Origin of the sequence: Paraburkholderia sp. SECH4 (assembly GCF_030511745.1) — a bacterium.
Lineage (GTDB): Bacteria > Pseudomonadota > Gammaproteobacteria > Burkholderiales > Burkholderiaceae > Paraburkholderia > Paraburkholderia madseniana.
In genome coordinates this window covers 43883-58415 of sequence record NZ_JALOCP010000025.1, presented here as the reverse complement: position 1 = coordinate 58415, position 14533 = coordinate 43883, and the positions used below count along the sequence as shown (strand labels likewise).

The 14533-nt window shown below is 60.9% G+C and carries 12 protein-coding genes; 3 read left to right on the top strand and 9 right to left on the bottom strand.

Features of this window, described 5'->3' with window-relative positions:
* The first annotated feature begins 12 nt into the window (after nucleotides 1-12).
* Nucleotides 13-453 (top strand): ester cyclase, encoded by a 441-nt coding sequence (locus M0D67_RS28135; protein ID WP_171928846.1) that lies wholly within the window; start codon nucleotides 13-15, stop codon nucleotides 451-453.
* Nucleotides 454-497: 44 nt separating this feature from the next.
* Here M0D67_RS28135 and M0D67_RS28130 read toward each other — a convergent pair whose 3' ends face one another.
* The 5 genes from M0D67_RS28130 to M0D67_RS28110 all read right to left on the bottom strand — a co-directional run bounded on the left by M0D67_RS28130 (nucleotide 498) and on the right by M0D67_RS28110 (nucleotide 5990).
* The gene (locus M0D67_RS28130) at nucleotides 498-641 is read right to left on the bottom strand and encodes a hypothetical protein (protein ID WP_166618143.1); all 144 of its coding nucleotides are present in this window, start codon (nucleotides 639-641) and stop codon (nucleotides 498-500) included.
* 173 nt (nucleotides 642-814) lie between these two features.
* A complete protein-coding gene (locus tag M0D67_RS28125; RefSeq protein ID WP_171928778.1) occupies nucleotides 815-1891 on the bottom strand; it encodes a porin in 1077 nt (358 codons plus the stop codon).
* An 80-nt stretch (nucleotides 1892-1971) separates the two neighbouring features.
* Nucleotides 1972-3039, bottom strand: coding sequence for an ABC transporter ATP-binding protein (locus M0D67_RS28120; protein WP_154558435.1), 1068 nt, complete (start codon nucleotides 3037-3039; stop codon nucleotides 1972-1974).
* Entirely contained in the window at nucleotides 3032-4801 is a 1770-nt protein-coding gene (locus M0D67_RS28115; protein ID WP_171928777.1) for an iron ABC transporter permease, read from the bottom strand. Before M0D67_RS28115 ends, M0D67_RS28120 begins: the two co-directional genes overlap by 8 nt.
* 100 nt (nucleotides 4802-4901) lie before the next feature.
* Entirely contained in the window at nucleotides 4902-5990 is a 1089-nt protein-coding gene (locus tag M0D67_RS28110; protein WP_171928776.1) for an ABC transporter substrate-binding protein, read from the bottom strand.
* A 139-nt stretch (nucleotides 5991-6129) separates the two neighbouring features.
* On the opposite strand from M0D67_RS28110, the gene M0D67_RS28105 reads away from it, so the two are divergent.
* Together M0D67_RS28105 and M0D67_RS28100 are read left to right on the top strand one after the other, a co-directional pair.
* Nucleotides 6130-6801: a response regulator gene (locus M0D67_RS28105; RefSeq protein ID WP_093635997.1), complete on the top strand. Its 672-nt coding sequence runs from the start codon at nucleotides 6130-6132 to the stop codon at nucleotides 6799-6801.
* Complete coding sequence (locus tag M0D67_RS28100) at nucleotides 6798-8216, top strand: sensor histidine kinase (RefSeq protein ID WP_171928775.1); 1419 nt, start codon at nucleotides 6798-6800, stop codon at nucleotides 8214-8216. Before M0D67_RS28105 ends, M0D67_RS28100 begins: the two co-directional genes overlap by 4 nt.
* A gap of 29 nt (nucleotides 8217-8245) precedes the next feature.
* Here M0D67_RS28100 and M0D67_RS28095 read toward each other — a convergent pair whose 3' ends face one another.
* The 4 genes from M0D67_RS28095 to M0D67_RS28080 form a co-directional block, all read right to left on the bottom strand.
* On the bottom strand, nucleotides 8246-9397 hold the full coding sequence (locus tag M0D67_RS28095; RefSeq protein ID WP_171928774.1) for a CmpA/NrtA family ABC transporter substrate-binding protein: 1152 nt from the start codon (nucleotides 9395-9397) through the stop codon (nucleotides 8246-8248).
* Between the two features lie 10 nt (nucleotides 9398-9407).
* Complete coding sequence (locus M0D67_RS28090) at nucleotides 9408-9983, bottom strand: ANTAR domain-containing response regulator (protein WP_054036012.1); 576 nt, start codon at nucleotides 9981-9983, stop codon at nucleotides 9408-9410.
* A gap of 178 nt (nucleotides 9984-10161) precedes the next feature.
* Complete coding sequence (locus tag M0D67_RS28085; protein ID WP_266240559.1) at nucleotides 10162-11997, bottom strand: tetratricopeptide repeat protein; 1836 nt, start codon at nucleotides 11995-11997, stop codon at nucleotides 10162-10164.
* A 91-nt stretch (nucleotides 11998-12088) separates the two neighbouring features.
* Nucleotides 12089-13945: a S8 family serine peptidase gene (locus M0D67_RS28080; RefSeq protein WP_266240558.1), complete on the bottom strand. Its 1857-nt coding sequence runs from the start codon at nucleotides 13943-13945 to the stop codon at nucleotides 12089-12091.
* Nucleotides 13946-14533 lie beyond the last annotated feature (588 nt).

Sequence of the window (14533 nt, the reverse complement as noted above, 5' to 3'; positions counted from 1 at the left end):
GAGTAACCGGACATGGCCGTATCTACCGACGAAGCTATCACCCGTGAAGCGATTGAAGGGCTCTATCGCGCCTTCGAGCAGAAAAGCGTCGCGTTGTTACGAAAGGTCGTTACGCCTGATTGGGAATATATTCCCGAGCCCGCCGGAGCGGCGCCGGGACCTGACCAGATGGTTCAAATATTCGCGAACATCGCCACAGCACTCCCGGATATGAAAATCACCATTCTCGACGTGTTGATTCATGGGGACCGGGTGGGCGTTCGCGCAGAGATCACGGGCACGCAAACCGGGACACTACTGGGCATTGCGGCCAGTTCCAAACACATCAGTTTCGCAATTCACTCTTTCCATCAGATGCGCGGAAATTTGATTGCGAAGACGTGGCATCTCGAAGACTGGCTATCGGTGTTCCGGCAACTTGGACAGTTACCACCAACGCTTGAGCAATCTTGAGTTGCGCGAGGACGGACGCATAAGCGCCGGGGAAGGTGCCGATGCTAGTGATGCATGGCGGCAGCGACTAGAAGATGAAACGGGAGCACGAGTAGTGCCGTTCCGCCGACGCCAAGCAGCCACAATGCAACGAACCACAGCAGGCCGTGGCGAGGCGTCTTACGGGTATCACGGCTTACCTGTGACATGGCATGGCTCCTGTCAGCTAGTGCTCTATTTGCCTGATTCATTCTAGGCGAATGGACTGCCCGAATCCATCTAAAAGCAAACGAGCGAGGCGCGCCGAAGGATTGACCTTCGCCGCGCCTCGCTCTGCTTTGGATGCCTGCACGCCAGGATGCGTTATCCGCATCCTGATGCGTCAGAACCGGTGCTGAATCCCCGCCGTGACACCCGCTTGCGTATCCGCCGCGCCAGTCAGATCACGCGACAGGCTGACCGCGTTGTCATGCTTGGCCATCGCATAACCGCCCGCCATATACAGCACTGTCCGCTTCGACAATGCGTACTGCGCCCGCAGAGAGAACAGTGTCGGATCGGCGTCGCTCGCGTCCTTGATGTCCTGATGGTAGACCGCGGCAAACAGCGAGAAGAACGGCGTCACATCGTATTGACCGCCGACCCAGTACATATCGCTGCGTAAGGTCGGCGCGGCGGTGTGGAAGGTGCGCCGATAGTTGCGATAGCCGGCCATCGCCTTCACCGTGCCGAAGTCGTAGCTCAAGCCGGCGTGGATGCCTTGAATGTAGTTGGTGGTATCCGCGGGCGTCACGCTGTCGTTCGCGCCGTTCTGCCGGTCGAAGGTGGCGACGACGGCAAACGGACCGTTCTCATAGCCGAGACCGAAGTCGTACTTGGAACTCGACTTCATGCTGCCCGGCACGTTGCCGAAGCCGTACATGGCGCCGAACTTGAACCCGGCGTACGTGCCGTCATAGCGCACGGCGTTGGCCGAACGCGAGAACAAACCGTCCTTACGACCACCGGTAGCGGTGGATGACGTCGCCCATGAGTAGTTCGGCGCGTAACCCATCGGGTCGAACTGCAGCATGTAGTCGTAGGTGGTCGTGAAATTGCGGCCGAGCGTGATTTGCCCGAAGCGATTTTTCAGGCCGATCGTGGCGCGGCGGTCGAAGATTGCGCCGGGGCCGTCGTCGAACTGGCCGTTCGCGACGTTGATGCCGCTCTCCAACTGGAAGACCGCTTTCAGTCCACCGCCAAGATCTTCGACACCACGCAGACCCCAGCGCGAGGTGTTCTTGCCGCCCGAGACGAGGCGCGCGGCGCCGCCGTCCTTGCTCGCGTGATTCACGTATTCGACGCCCGCATCGACGATCCCGTACAAGGTCACGCTCGATTGCGCATGGGCCGTTGCTGCCCATCCGGCGAGGCCGGCGCACGTCACGCCGAGGGTTGCCTTTGTCATGCTCCACTTCATCAACAGTCTCCTGTGCTTGGTTTATTCACTTCGGTTGGGGATACGGTGCGGCTGGGTCCATCAGCACGTTTGAACTCGCTTCAGCTCGCCTGTGCGAACGCCCAGCAGTCGTTGGCGGGGAATTCGATCCAGTGACGGCCGGCTGCGCGCGGCACATGGCCGAAGGCGCGCAGGCGCAGATCGCCGCAATGGAACAGGTATTCCCAGCGGTCGCCGAGATACATCGACGTGATGAGTTCCGCTTCGAGGCGGTTTGCACCTGGGCCATCGGCAACCTGCACGCGTTCGAGGCGAATCACGGCCTGCGCGTTTTGCCCGGTGGTGAGCGCTTCGCGCGCCTGGGCTTGCAATTGCCAGCCGTCGCCGGTCAGCGTCACGCGTTCGCCGTCGACCGCGGCAACGCGCGCGTCGATGCGGTTATTGCTGCCCATGAATTCGGCGGTATAGAGCGAGCGGGGCGCGCCATAGAGTTCGGCGGGCGTGCCTTCCTGTTCGATGCGGCCGTTGCGCAATAGCAGGATGCGGTCCGACATTGCCATCGCTTCGGTCTGGTCGTGCGTGACGCACAATGCGGACAGGCCGAGCGATACGATCAGCTCGCGCAGCCAGGCGCGCGCTTCTTCGCGCAGCTTGGCGTCGAGATTCGACAGCGGTTCGTCGAGCAGAATGACGGGTGGGTTGTAGACCAGCGCCCGCGCAATCGCCACACGCTGTTGCTGGCCGCCGGAAAGCTGGTACGGATAACGCGCGGCGAGGTGGCCGAGGCCGAGTTGATCGAGTGCAGCCTGCACGCGTTTTTTTTGCTCAGCGCTCGATACGCGCCGCAACTTCAATCCATAGCCGACGTTGTCCGCCACCGTGCGATGCGGCCACAGCGCGTACGACTGAAACACCAGCCCAAGTGAGCGTTGTTCGACCGGCAGATCGACTTTGGAAGCACCGTCGAAAAACACCTTGCCGTCCAGTTCGATACGGCCCGAGGAGGGCTGCTCCAGCCCCGCGACCGCGCGCAGCAGGGTGGTCTTGCCGCTGCCCGATGCGCCCAGTAGGCACACCACTTCGCCGGGGTTAAGTTCGAACGACACGCCTTTCAGGATCGGGTTGTCGCCATAGCTGAGAAACAGGTTGTCGACCGAGAGCTTATCCATGCAATTTCACTCCGAAGCGCAGGGCGACGCCGAGTCCGACGCCGACCATCGCGATGTTGACGACAGAAAGCGCCGCGACCTGATCGACCGCGCCGGTCGCCCACAGCGATACCAGTAGCGCGCCGATCACTTCCGTGCCGGGCGAGAGCAGATAGACCGCGGTCGAGTATTCGCGCTCGAAGATCATGAAGATCAGGAGCCATGCCGCGAGCAAACCGAAACGCACAAGCGGCAGCGTCACATCGAGACTGACGCGTGCCCGCGTGCCGCCGACGCTGCGTCCCGCTTCTTCGAGTTCGGGGCCGACTTGCAGCAGCGCGCTTTGAATCAGGCGCATGCCGTACGCGAGCCACACGACCGTGTACGCGATCCAGATGCTCCACATGGAGTTCTTCAGTTCCTTCAGGCCGGGCACGAAGAGGAAGATCCACAGGAACGCGAGACCGGCGAGCAGGCCGGGCACGGCGCGCGGCAGCAGCACGAGGTAGTCGAGCAGGCGCGTGGCCCAGTCGTTGCGGCGATGGCCGGCAAATGCGACCAGCGAATAGAAGCCCACTGCAAGCGCGCCACCGATCACACCGATGCCCAGCGTATTGAGAATTGCGCGGACCAGGTTGTCCTGTTCGAACAGTTCGGTGAAGTTGGCGAGCGTCAGCACTTCGGCGAGGTTCACGCCTTCGCCCCAGTTGGTGACGAACGCGCGCAGCGTGATGCCGGAGAGCGGCACGAACACCGTGAGCAGTAGCCACAGCGCGACGATCGCCAGCGCAACCCAACGCCATGCGCCGAGCGGCAGCACGGTCTGACGCCCCGCCTTACCCTTGACCGTGACAAAGCGGTTCGCGCTCTTCAGCAAGCGTCGTTGCAGCAGCACGAGCGGGAACGTGATCGCGACGATGCACACGGCGACGGCGGCCATCAGGTGATACGAGGGCACGCCGAGCTTGTTGGTGAGCTTGTACAGATACGTCGCCAGCACGAGGTGTCCTTCGGGGTCGCCGAGTACGAGTGGCAGGCCGAACACTTCGAAGCCGAGGAAGAACACCAGCACGCCGGCGAATAACAATGCTGGCAGCGTCATCGGCAGACTGACGTCGAGCGCGACACGGAACGGTCGCGCACCGGCGACGCGCGCTGCTTCTTCGACATCCGAGCCGAGATTGCGCAGTGCCGCCGACGAATACAGGTACACGTGCGGCACGTGTGTGAGTCCAACGATCACCGTGATGGCGAGAATCGAGTACACGCTCCATGGCGCCTCGGCGGTGCCGAACAGTTCCTTCCACCAGACTGAATAGAAGCCGACCGGACCGGCCGCGACGACATAGCCGAATGCGAGCACCATCGGCGAAACGAATACGGGGGTGAGCAGCAGCGGTTCAAGCCAGCGGCGGCCGGGCAGGTCGGTGCGCACCATCAGGAACGCGAGAATGCCGCCGAGCGGGATCGAGATGAACAGCATCCCGGCCGCGATGATGAAAGAGTTCTTCAGCGCGGACCAGAAGTCGGGGTCGCTGAAAATGAATTCGAAACCGGCAAGACCGAGCGTGCGTTTGGCGTCGAAGAACGGCGCGTTCAGCACGCTCTGGAACAGAATGAAGCCGAGCGGCAGCGCCACCGCGACGGTCAGCACCGCGATGACGAGCCAGCGCAGCAGCCCCGCAAACGGCTGCAGACCGCCGCGCGGCAGTGCGCCTATCGTGCCGCCGTCGGCCGCGAAAGGTGGGGCATCGCGGTGTCCGGTTGCGCTAGTGGAAAGCATGAGTGTCCCCCTGCAGCGTGAAAGCCGCATATCGACAGGTAATGAAGGAAGGCGCGGCGCCCGCGCGTTTCAGCGCAGACGCCGTCAAGTCAGCCGAGGCTTAGCGCTTGATCGACTGTTGCCATTGCTTGAGGAATTCAAGCCGCTTGGACTGGTCGAGGTAGACCAGCAGGCCCGAACCGATCGGGATCGGCTTGAGCGAATCGCCGAGTTGTTTCGTGAGACCTGCCATCGACGTTTCGCCGTCGACGTCCGCACGAATCGAGAACAGGCTCGCCTGGTTCGCGAGCAAGGTCTGGCCGCGTTGCGACAGCAGGTAATCGACCCAGAGCTTCGCGGCGTTCGGGCTTTGCGCCTTCTTCGAAATCGTCACGAGGCGGCTCACTACCAGCGTGTAGTCCTTCGGATAGACGTAGCCGATCGACGGGTCTTTCTTCGCTTTGGTGAGCGCGTAGGAGCCGAGAATGTTGTAGCCGATCAGGTTTTCACCCGAGGAAATACGCTCCATCATCGCGCCGGTACTCGATTGCAGTTTCGGGCCGGTGGCGCCCATTGCTTTCACGAGGTCCCACGTGACTTGCGGATTGACGCGCGCGTCTTGCGTCAGATAGTTGAAGCCGACGCCGGACTTTTCGATGTCGTAAGTCGTGACCTTGCCCTTGAACTGATCGGGCTTGCTTTGGAGCAGCTTGATCAGATCGGCACGGGTTTGTGGCACTTCGCTTGGCGGCAGAAGGCGCTTGTTGTAGACGATCGCAAGCGGCTCGTACGTGGTGCCATACGCCTGCTTCTGGTACTGCGCCCATTGCGGCAACTGCTTCGCTTCAGGCGATTCGTAACTCGCCATCAGACCGTCGTTGACGAGCTTGACCTGCAGGTCCATTGCCGAACTCCACAGGACGTCGGCGCTGGTGCTGCTGGCCGCGTTTTCGCTGATGTAGCGGTTGTATAGCTCGGTGCTGTTCATGTCGTTGTATTCGACCTTGATGCCATACAAGCTTTCAAAATCCTTGATGAGTGGGCGCACGAGAGCGGTGTCCGTGACCGAATACACGATCAGCTTGCCTTCCTTCTTTGCCCCGTCAACGGTGGCCTGGTAGTCGCCGGGATAACCGGCCGGAAAGGCCGCCCATGCTGAGTTTGCGGCGAATGCAACGGCTACGGCGAGATACTTCAAAGAGATTTGCACGTCTTCCTCCAGAAAACATTGTGTTTGTTTTGTGTAGGCGAATGGTAAGAGACGCGTGCTTTCTGAATGCTTTCAGTTTTCGAGGAAAATGCGTCACAATGGTCGAATTCGCCTCATGGATTTCCCTGGGATTCTGTTTATGCGTGTGCTGCTCGTCGAAGACAATCCGATTCTTTCCCGCTCGCTAACCGATGCGCTGACCAGCGCAAAACTCACCGTCGATTGCATGCACGACGGCGAGTCCGCCGACCATGTTTTGCGCACGCAGGACTACGCGCTGGTGATTCTCGATATCGGGTTGCCGAAGCTCGACGGCCTCGAAGTGCTGCGTCGTCTGCGCGCGCGGCGCAATGCGGTGCCGGTGTTGATGCTGACCGCGCACGGTTCGGTGGAAGAGCGTGTGCGCGGACTCGATCTCGGCGCCGACGATTACCTCGCCAAGCCCTTTGCGCTCACCGAACTCGAAGCGCGTGCGAGGGCGCTGCTGCGCCGCAGTCACGGCCAGGAACCGCTGCATGCGCAATGCGGCACGCTGCTTTACGACAGCGTCGATCGCGGCTTCACGCTCAATGGCGAGCCGCTCGCATTGACGCCACGCGAACGTTCGGTGCTCGAAGTGCTGATCCTGCGCAACGGCCGCGCGATCAACAAAGACACGCTCTCCGAGAAAATCTTTGGGCTCGATGAATCGGTGAATGCCGATGCCATCGAAATCTACGTACACCGCCTGCGCAAGAAACTCGAGCGCAGTTCGGTCGGCATCGTGACGCTGCGTGGGCTTGGCTATCTGCTGGAAGCGAAAGACGCATGACGCGGCCGAATCTGCGCGTTCGCGTCGCGCTGTGGTTACTGCTGCCGCTGCTTTTGCTGCTTGCCTTCGATGCATGGCTCACGTATCAACGTGCAATGAACGCGGCGCACGCGGCCTTCGATCGCACGCTGGAGTTTTCACTGCGTTCGATACGCGACGGCATCCGTTTGCGCGACGCTCAGATCGAAGTCGATCTGCCGTATCTCGCGCTGGAGATGTTCGAATCCAACGGCGGCGGCAACATCTACTATCAGATCCGCGAGGAGGGCGGCCGGGTGGTGACCGGTTATCCGGATCTGCCGTCAGGCACGAAGGCGCTTGCCGGGCCCTACAGTGTGCAGTTTTACGACGACGTGTTTCGCGGACGGCCGTTACGCATCGCCATGCTGAGATTGCCGGTCCACGACGTGCCGTCAGCGCAGACGCGTGTGGTGCTGGTGCGGGTCGGCGAAACGATCGAGCAGCGCCAGGCGTTGGCGCGCGAGATTCTGATCGGCTCACTGCAACAGGAATTCCTGCTGGTGGTGCTCGCGCTAGGCATCGTGTGGCTGGGGGTGGCGCGCGGCTTGCGGCCGCTGAACCGCCTGTCGGCCAAAGTCGCCGCGCGTGCCGAGGACGATCCTACGCCGCTCGATACGGTGGGCCTGCCGAGTGAAGTTGCGCCGCTGGTCGATTCGATCAATCAGTACATCGGCCGCACGCGGTTGATGCAATTGTCGCGCCGGCGATTCTTTAACGACGCCGCGCATCAGTTGAAGACGCCGCTTGCGGTCATTCAGGCGGAGTCGGAGCTGGCGTTGCGCGATATCGATGGTGGTGATGAGCCCCCGAACGGTAATGGCCGGCAAGGCGTGCATTTGCGGCGGCTGAATCGCGCGGTGCAGCAGGCGGTGCGTATAGTGCAGCAATTGCTGTCGCTCTCGCGGCTCGATGCGGACAGCGGTTATACGGTCAAGCATGCCGCCGTGCCGCTGCATAAAGTGGCGTGCAGCGTGACGCTCGACTGGTCGCCGGTGGCGCGCTCGCGTGGCATCGATCTCGGTTTTGAACAGGACGTGCGTATCGACGTGATGGGCCAGACCGATCTGCTGGCGGAACTGGTCGGCAATCTGATCGACAACGCGATTCGTTATTCGGGCGATGGGGCGGTAATTACCGTACGCGTTGCATGCGAAGGTGAGCAACCGTTGCTGCAGGTGATCGATAACGGGCCGGGGATTGCCGTCGGCGAACGCGATGCGGTGTTCGAGCGGTTCTATCGCAGTGAAGCGACGCAGACGGTCGAGGGCAGCGGGTTGGGTTTGTCGATCGTGCGGGAAATCGCGCGTGTGCATGGCGCGGTGATTGCGTTGAGCGATGCGTCCGGTGGTGGGCTGGTGGTTAGCGTGCTGTTTCCGACGTTAAAGTCCGCGTGACGATCACGCTGCAACCGCAACCGCAACCGCTAAGCGCGGATCTCGAAGCTCTGCGCGTAAGCCATGGATGCCGTGTCGCTACCCCACACCTTACCGTCGATCAGCACTTGAGAGCGCTCATCACCCGGCACCACGACGCCGACGCGTGCTGCCGCCTCACGATACAACTGCGTCTGATTGATGTGCGCCGCGATTTCCGCGTAATCCGCGCGTGGGTCGATCATGCCCCAACGTTCGAACTGCGTGAGGAACCAGGCACCGTCGGTTGCTCGCGGATAATTCACCGCGCCGTTGTCGAAGAACCGCATGGGCAGGCCCCGCGGCGCTGAGGCCGCGATCTCGCTGCCGAGCCGCGCCGCAATCAACGCTTCATCGATGCCGATAAATTCGGGCCGCGCGAGCCAGCGGGCAATCTCCTCGCGATGCCCCGCGCCGTCGAGCCAGCGGCACGCTTCGAGCATGGTCTGCACCAGCGCTCGCGCCGTATTCGGATTCGCGCTGACAAAATCGCGTCGGCACGCCAGCACTTTTTCTGGATGATCGGGCCACACTTCGCTCGTGTAAGCGACCGTTCTGCCGACGCCTTCCGCTTCTGCCATTGCATTCCACGGCTCGCCGACACAGGAGCCATCGAGCCTTTCTTCCGCGAGCGCGGCGACCATTTGCGGCGGCGGAATCGCGACGCTCTCGATATCGCGTAACGGATGCACGCCTTGCGACGCGAGCCAGTAGTACAGCCACATTGCGTGCGTGCCGGTGGGGAAGGTCTGCGCGAACACCGGCTTGCGTCCGAGCGTCGCCAAAGCCTTGGGCAAGGTGCCGTGTTCCGCTAATGCATCGGCGAGACGATTCGAGAGCGTGATCGCCTGGCCGTTGCGATTGAGCACCATCAGCACGGCCATATCCGTTTGCGGGCCGCCGAGCCCGAGTTGCACGCCGTACACGAGACCGTAGAGCACATGCGCCGCATCGAGATCGCCCGACAGCAGTTTGTCGCGCACGGCGGCCCATGACGGCTGGCGGCACAGCTCCAGCGTCAGTCCGTGGGCGTGGCCGAATTCGAGCAGCTTTGCGGCGACGAGCGGTGCGGCATCGGCTAGTGCGACGAACCCGAGCCGCAAATGGGTTTTCTCGAGCGGCACAGGCGCGGACGATGGGGCGAGGGAGCTGGAAGAGTTCATGTGCGGCGCTTCATTTGAGCGAGTCGGCCGCCGCGACGACGGCGCGCGCGACTTCGGCGAGTTTGACGCCCTGGTTCATTGCGCGCTTGCGCAGGTTGGCGTAGGCGGCGTGTTCCGTGATCTTCAGTTGATCCATCAGCAGACGTTTGGCGCGATCGATCAGCTTGCGTTCGGCGAGTTCGTTTTCGACTTGCGCGAGGCGTTCGCGCAACTCCGATTCCTGTGCGAATCGTGCAAGTGCGACTTCGAGGATCGGCGCCAGTCGTTCCGTGGCGAGCCCTTCGACGAGGTAGGCCGTGACCCCGGCGCCGACCGCGTCGCGGATCAATTGCTGATTCGCGTCGTGACTGAACATCAGCACCGGACGTGGCGCGGTGGCGTTCATGACCGCGAGTTGTTCGAGCGTGTCGCGCGACGGCGATTCCGTATCGATGATGATGACGTCGGGCCGCTCGCTCTGGACCACGCGGTGGAGCGCTTGCGGCGTCGCCGTGCCGGCCAGCATCTCATAGCCGAGTCGTGCGAGGGCGTCGCGCAGATCGCCTATCGGCTTGTCGGTATCGGTTACGAGGAGAACGCGCAGCATGAGGTGTGGTTTATCGACGGCTGGCTACTGTTAAAGCAACGTGTATGCCAGTGCGAGACGATTGCGATGAAGACAACGCAATCATGGGCTTACAAACAGTGTAAGCCACAGGAGCTGCACCCGTACGGGGCATGCACAAGGCATGCACCGAAGCGGCGCATGAGGTATGAACATTGTTTTAATGAACGCAAAGGCGGGCTGCCGGGGCGTCACGCCACACTTGCAACGCGGCCCGCACTTCATTGACAACGGGATCCCACTTGCCCAGTTCCTGCTGCCGGAATAGACGCATTGACGGATACCATGGGCTATCGGTTCTGTTGGTCAACCATCGCCACTCGGAGTAGGCGGGTACCAGCACCCAAACGGGAAGTCCGGCCGCACCGGCAAGATGCGCGACCGACGTGTCGACGGTAATCAGAAGATCGAGCGTTTGCAGTATTGCCAGGGTGTCAGTGAAACCGTTGATTGAAGGGCCCAACGTGTGCAGGTCGTATTCATGCGCCAGGCTTTCGCTTTCACGCTCGCGGTTGCCTTTTTGCACTGAATACCAGGTCACCCCGGCAAGCCCAAACAGGGGCCTTAGCGCATCGAGCCGGATTGACCTGTAACGGTCAAGAACATGGTTCGGGCTACCTGCCCAAACGACGCCGACGCGTCTGTTATTGGAATGTCTTCTGCTCGATGAAATAGCATCGATACGAGCCCGCCATTGGCGCGGTTTATCGGGTGGCGCCGTCAGATACGGCATAGCGACGGGGAGCATCGATATATCGAGTTTCATATGCTCCGGCATCCTTAGCATGTAGCACCAGTAGTCGTAAGGTCCGGACGGCATCGTTGTGAATACGGCATGCACGCCCGTCATGCTGATCGCCAATTCCGCTATCGGCCCGCTTACCAGCACATCAACTGTTGCCTGCTGGCGATGCAGCCATTCGGCAAATCTGATGAACTGTATTTCGTCGCCGAGCCCCTGTTCACCAACGAGCAGGAACCGGCAACCCGCAACGGGTTCCCCGTTCCATTCGCGGAAGATGGGCCGGACTTGTTCGTTTTGCCTGTCCGGCAGATCGTAGAACCATCTGTACCGCTTCCAGCCTTCTTCGAATTCCCCGAGCCCAAGCAGCACGCCCGCAAGATGGAATTGCATGTGGGGGTTATCCGGCAGAAGCCGTGCTGCTTCCATACTATGCGGCCGACTTTCGGCGATTTTTCCGCATATGCTGAGTGCGCGTGCCGCGTTGTGATGCAGGAGCGGATGGTGCGGATCGATGGCGAGACCTTGTCGGGCGACACTGAGCGCGTCATTGAAGCGATCGCTTGTGTTCAGTACGAAGGCCAACGCTTTTAGAGCGTTGGCATCGCCGGCAAAGCGGATTCTTATCTGCGTGATCGCATTGGCAAGCTCGTGCATACGGCCGGATTTTGCGAGTACGGCGATCAGGCCGAGTCCATCGTTCAGGCTGGCCGGTTCGAGTGTCCATGCGCGGCGCCAGTAATGCGCCGCGCTATCAAGCTGCCCGAGTTGCGCATGGATGCGGGCCAGGGCGCGAATCGCGTGATGCAGCCCCGGTTCGATTTCAATCGACTTCTCGTAGTGAGTTATCGCCTCCGTGATGTGGCCGGATAGCCGCAGGCAGTCGCCGAGGTTTCTGTGGAGACTGGCCGTACTGCCAGCCAGGCTGATTGCGCGACGATAGAACGCTTCAGCCGATTCGTGCTTGCCTGCCAACGCTGCAAGCAGGCCCGCGTGCTCCCATAGTTCAGCCCGGTCAGGGGCGGCGTGCAGTGCCTGCTCGAGGTAGCCGTGGGCTCGCTCCATGTCGTTCGTATGAACGCAAGCGAGTCCCACGCGGTGCAGCGCGTGAGCGTCGCGTGGACGCACGCTTAGCACCTGCCGGTAAGCGACGATCGCCTCTGTCATCCGTCGCGCGGAAAAATGCACGTCTGCACGTGCGATGAGCGCGTCGACGTCTGGGTCATCGTTATTGAAACGGGGGATTCTGAACATCGACAGGAGGTCCTGGGGCAAGTTTGTCGAGCGCGGGAAGTCGCCCCTGCGATCCGCAGCAGGGGGACAGTGTCATTCCGTTGGCAGAGGCTTATTGTGTATAAGTTGCCAGAATGGAAGCACCCCTGACGGTTGAGTTAGGGACACTCACTATGCCGTAGTAAGTCCCGGGCGCCGGGTTGGAGAGCGTGCAAATTGCATTCGCACCTTTGGTCCAGGCGTTCCCGCAGTCAGGGCGGAGCAAGGAAGGCGTGCCGGCCCTGAGATACAGCGTTCCGGTTTCGCCGTTGGCGCCGGGTGACAGGCTAAAAGTGAGGCTCTTCACGCCCGCTGGAACGTCCAGTGCGAAATACCGCATATCGCCCGGGTTAGCCGAAAACGTCGCCGGAGCATTGGGACTGATATCCGTAATAGCTGGTGGTAAGACCTGGAATGGGCGCGTCAGCCGGCTAATGGCCCCGGTGTTATCCGTCACGGTCAGTGTGATTTCGTAAATGCCAGGATAGTCATAGTTCACGGTCGGATTGACTGATTGCGTACGCGTGAAATCAGGGGCGCCGGCACCGAAATTCCAGGACCATGACTTGATGGGCACACCCCTCGCAGTAGAGAGGTCGGTACATGACACCTGCATCACCGCTGTATGCTCAGAGCATTTGAAATCCGCCGCGGCTGGAATCTTTCCGGACCTGGCTGCAACGACGGTTGCGTTCGCATCCAGAATGCCCTGCCCGAGCGGTCGATCTGGCTGACCGGTGGGAAAGGGCTGTGCATTCTGCGAGAGCAGGGTTCGCATTTCAGCGGCGCTTAGGGGCGAGGGAGCGGCTGACTGGGCGAGCGCGATCACAGCGCTTACCATCGGTGTCGCCATCGAAGTGCCGTTCATGAAGGCATACGCTTCGGCCCCCGGCGCAGTTGTTCCGCTGTTGTAGGTGGACCAGATCGAGTCGGCCGGCGCAGCGATATCGACCCCTGCGCCGAAGTTTGAACCGATCCACCTCGCACCATAGCGATTGCTACCGCCGACATTGATGACGTTGCGGCAGTTAGCGGGCTCAAAATTTGTTGCGCTGGCCTGATCGTTGCCCGCCGCCGCGGCGACCACAGCCCCCTGACTGACTGCATAGTCGATCGCGTTCTGAAATGTCGTTTCGCAGAATCCGCTACCGCCGAGGCTCACATTGATGATCCTGGCCGGGTGGGCGTTGGCGGGGACGCCCGGAACACTCCCGCCAGCGGCCCATACGATGCCGTCGGCGATATCGGACGTATAGCCTTTGCCGCACCCGTTCAGCACCCGGACCGGGACGACCTTTGCAGCAGAAGCAATGCCGGCGATACCCAGGCCGTTATTGGCGGGCGCGGCCATGATGCCCGCGACATGCGTGCCGTGCCACTGGACCGAGCACGTCTCTGTTGTGATTCCCGGATTGCTGCCATTGCCGCCCCGGTTATACGCGGTGAAATCGTACCCAGGCAGGATATTGGCATCCAGGTCGCTATGACTCGTTACGCCGTTATCCACCATCGCGATCACGGCCCCCGAACCGCTAGCAATATCCCACGCGCCCTCGGCCCGTATTCCCGGGTAGGGGGTTGTGGGCTTCAGGTTCGAGGCCAAACTCCACTGCCTGAAATACTCCGGATCGTTCGGAACCATGGTTGTCGACATTTCCGTATCCGGTTCGACAAATTCGACGTTAGGGTCCGATGCGATGGCGCGCATGAATGCTTTCGCCTCCTTCGCCGTCAGCTTGCGCTCCGTTGTCACCACGTCAGCGCCGATGCCCATGCGGCGCATGTGGCGCGCCTTCGACGGGAAAGCATTCGCCAGCCGGTTAAGTTTTGATTGCACCGCCGATGCTGCTCCGCGCTCGGCGGTGCCGGTTTTGTACTTGATGATGAAGCGGTCGCTGGACACATCTGGCGACAGGCTGGTCGTATTCATCTTCAGCGCTGTTTGCAGTGGAACGGTGTTTGAGTTGGCGGCGTTTGCCGCAGCAGCGACTGGCTCCTTAGCTTCGGAAGTCGCGTCGCTGGCGTTGCTTCCGCCACATGCTACGAGTACCAGCGAAAGCGAAATACAGGCAGCGCATGCCAACGCATAGCGCGCTCCGGCTTTGGACCGCAGCGCGCTAATGGAGGCGGTTGTTCTACGAGAGTCGTTCCGCACGCTCTCATCTGTCTTTTGATTCACGGTTTTATTCCCGGTACGACATACAGAAATGATTGCCCCTGTTTTTGTGAAGTAGTCGTACTGCGGTCATCAGCGGTGCCAAAGCCATAGGTCGTCATTTGGCCAGCCGGCACAGGTTGTTTTTTTGTACCGAGTTAAGATTCCTAACTAATGACCGTTGGTGACGGCTGCCTGGTACGCGACCTTCTGCGGCTGTTAGTCAGCCGGTCAGGTTCTTATGTTTGAACGCTATAGATAGCTTGATGAAGAGAATAAATAGCCTGATTAATATAAACAATCAGGGCTTTCTATTTTTCGGTCAGATAATTTACCTGCCGTGTAAGGCCGTCGACGCGCGTA

Excerpts from the sequence above, each read along its gene's own strand:
- M0D67_RS28090 (WP_054036012.1), bottom strand. The coding sequence starts at position 9,983 with ATGCTGCGCGTTCTCCTCGTAACCGATACCGACAAGCCGATAGGCGAT.
- M0D67_RS28135 (WP_171928846.1), top strand. The coding sequence starts at position 13 with ATGGCCGTATCTACCGACGAAGCTATCACCCGTGAAGCGATTGAAGGG.
- M0D67_RS28095 (WP_171928774.1), bottom strand. The coding sequence starts at position 9,397 with ATGAACTCTTCCAGCTCCCTCGCCCCATCGTCCGCGCCTGTGCCGCTC.
- M0D67_RS28125 (WP_171928778.1), bottom strand. The coding sequence starts at position 1,891 with ATGAAGTGGAGCATGACAAAGGCAACCCTCGGCGTGACGTGCGCCGGC.
- M0D67_RS28085 (WP_266240559.1), bottom strand. The coding sequence starts at position 11,997 with ATGTTCAGAATCCCCCGTTTCAATAACGATGACCCAGACGTCGACGCG.
- M0D67_RS28130 (WP_166618143.1), bottom strand. The coding sequence starts at position 641 with ATGTCACAGGTAAGCCGTGATACCCGTAAGACGCCTCGCCACGGCCTG.
- M0D67_RS28100 (WP_171928775.1), top strand. The coding sequence starts at position 6,798 with ATGACGCGGCCGAATCTGCGCGTTCGCGTCGCGCTGTGGTTACTGCTG.
- M0D67_RS28115 (WP_171928777.1), bottom strand. The coding sequence starts at position 4,801 with ATGCTTTCCACTAGCGCAACCGGACACCGCGATGCCCCACCTTTCGCG.
- M0D67_RS28120 (WP_154558435.1), bottom strand. The coding sequence starts at position 3,039 with ATGGATAAGCTCTCGGTCGACAACCTGTTTCTCAGCTATGGCGACAAC.
- M0D67_RS28080 (WP_266240558.1), bottom strand. The coding sequence starts at position 13,945 with ATGAATACGACCAGCCTGTCGCCAGATGTGTCCAGCGACCGCTTCATC.
- M0D67_RS28105 (WP_093635997.1), top strand. The coding sequence starts at position 6,130 with ATGCGTGTGCTGCTCGTCGAAGACAATCCGATTCTTTCCCGCTCGCTA.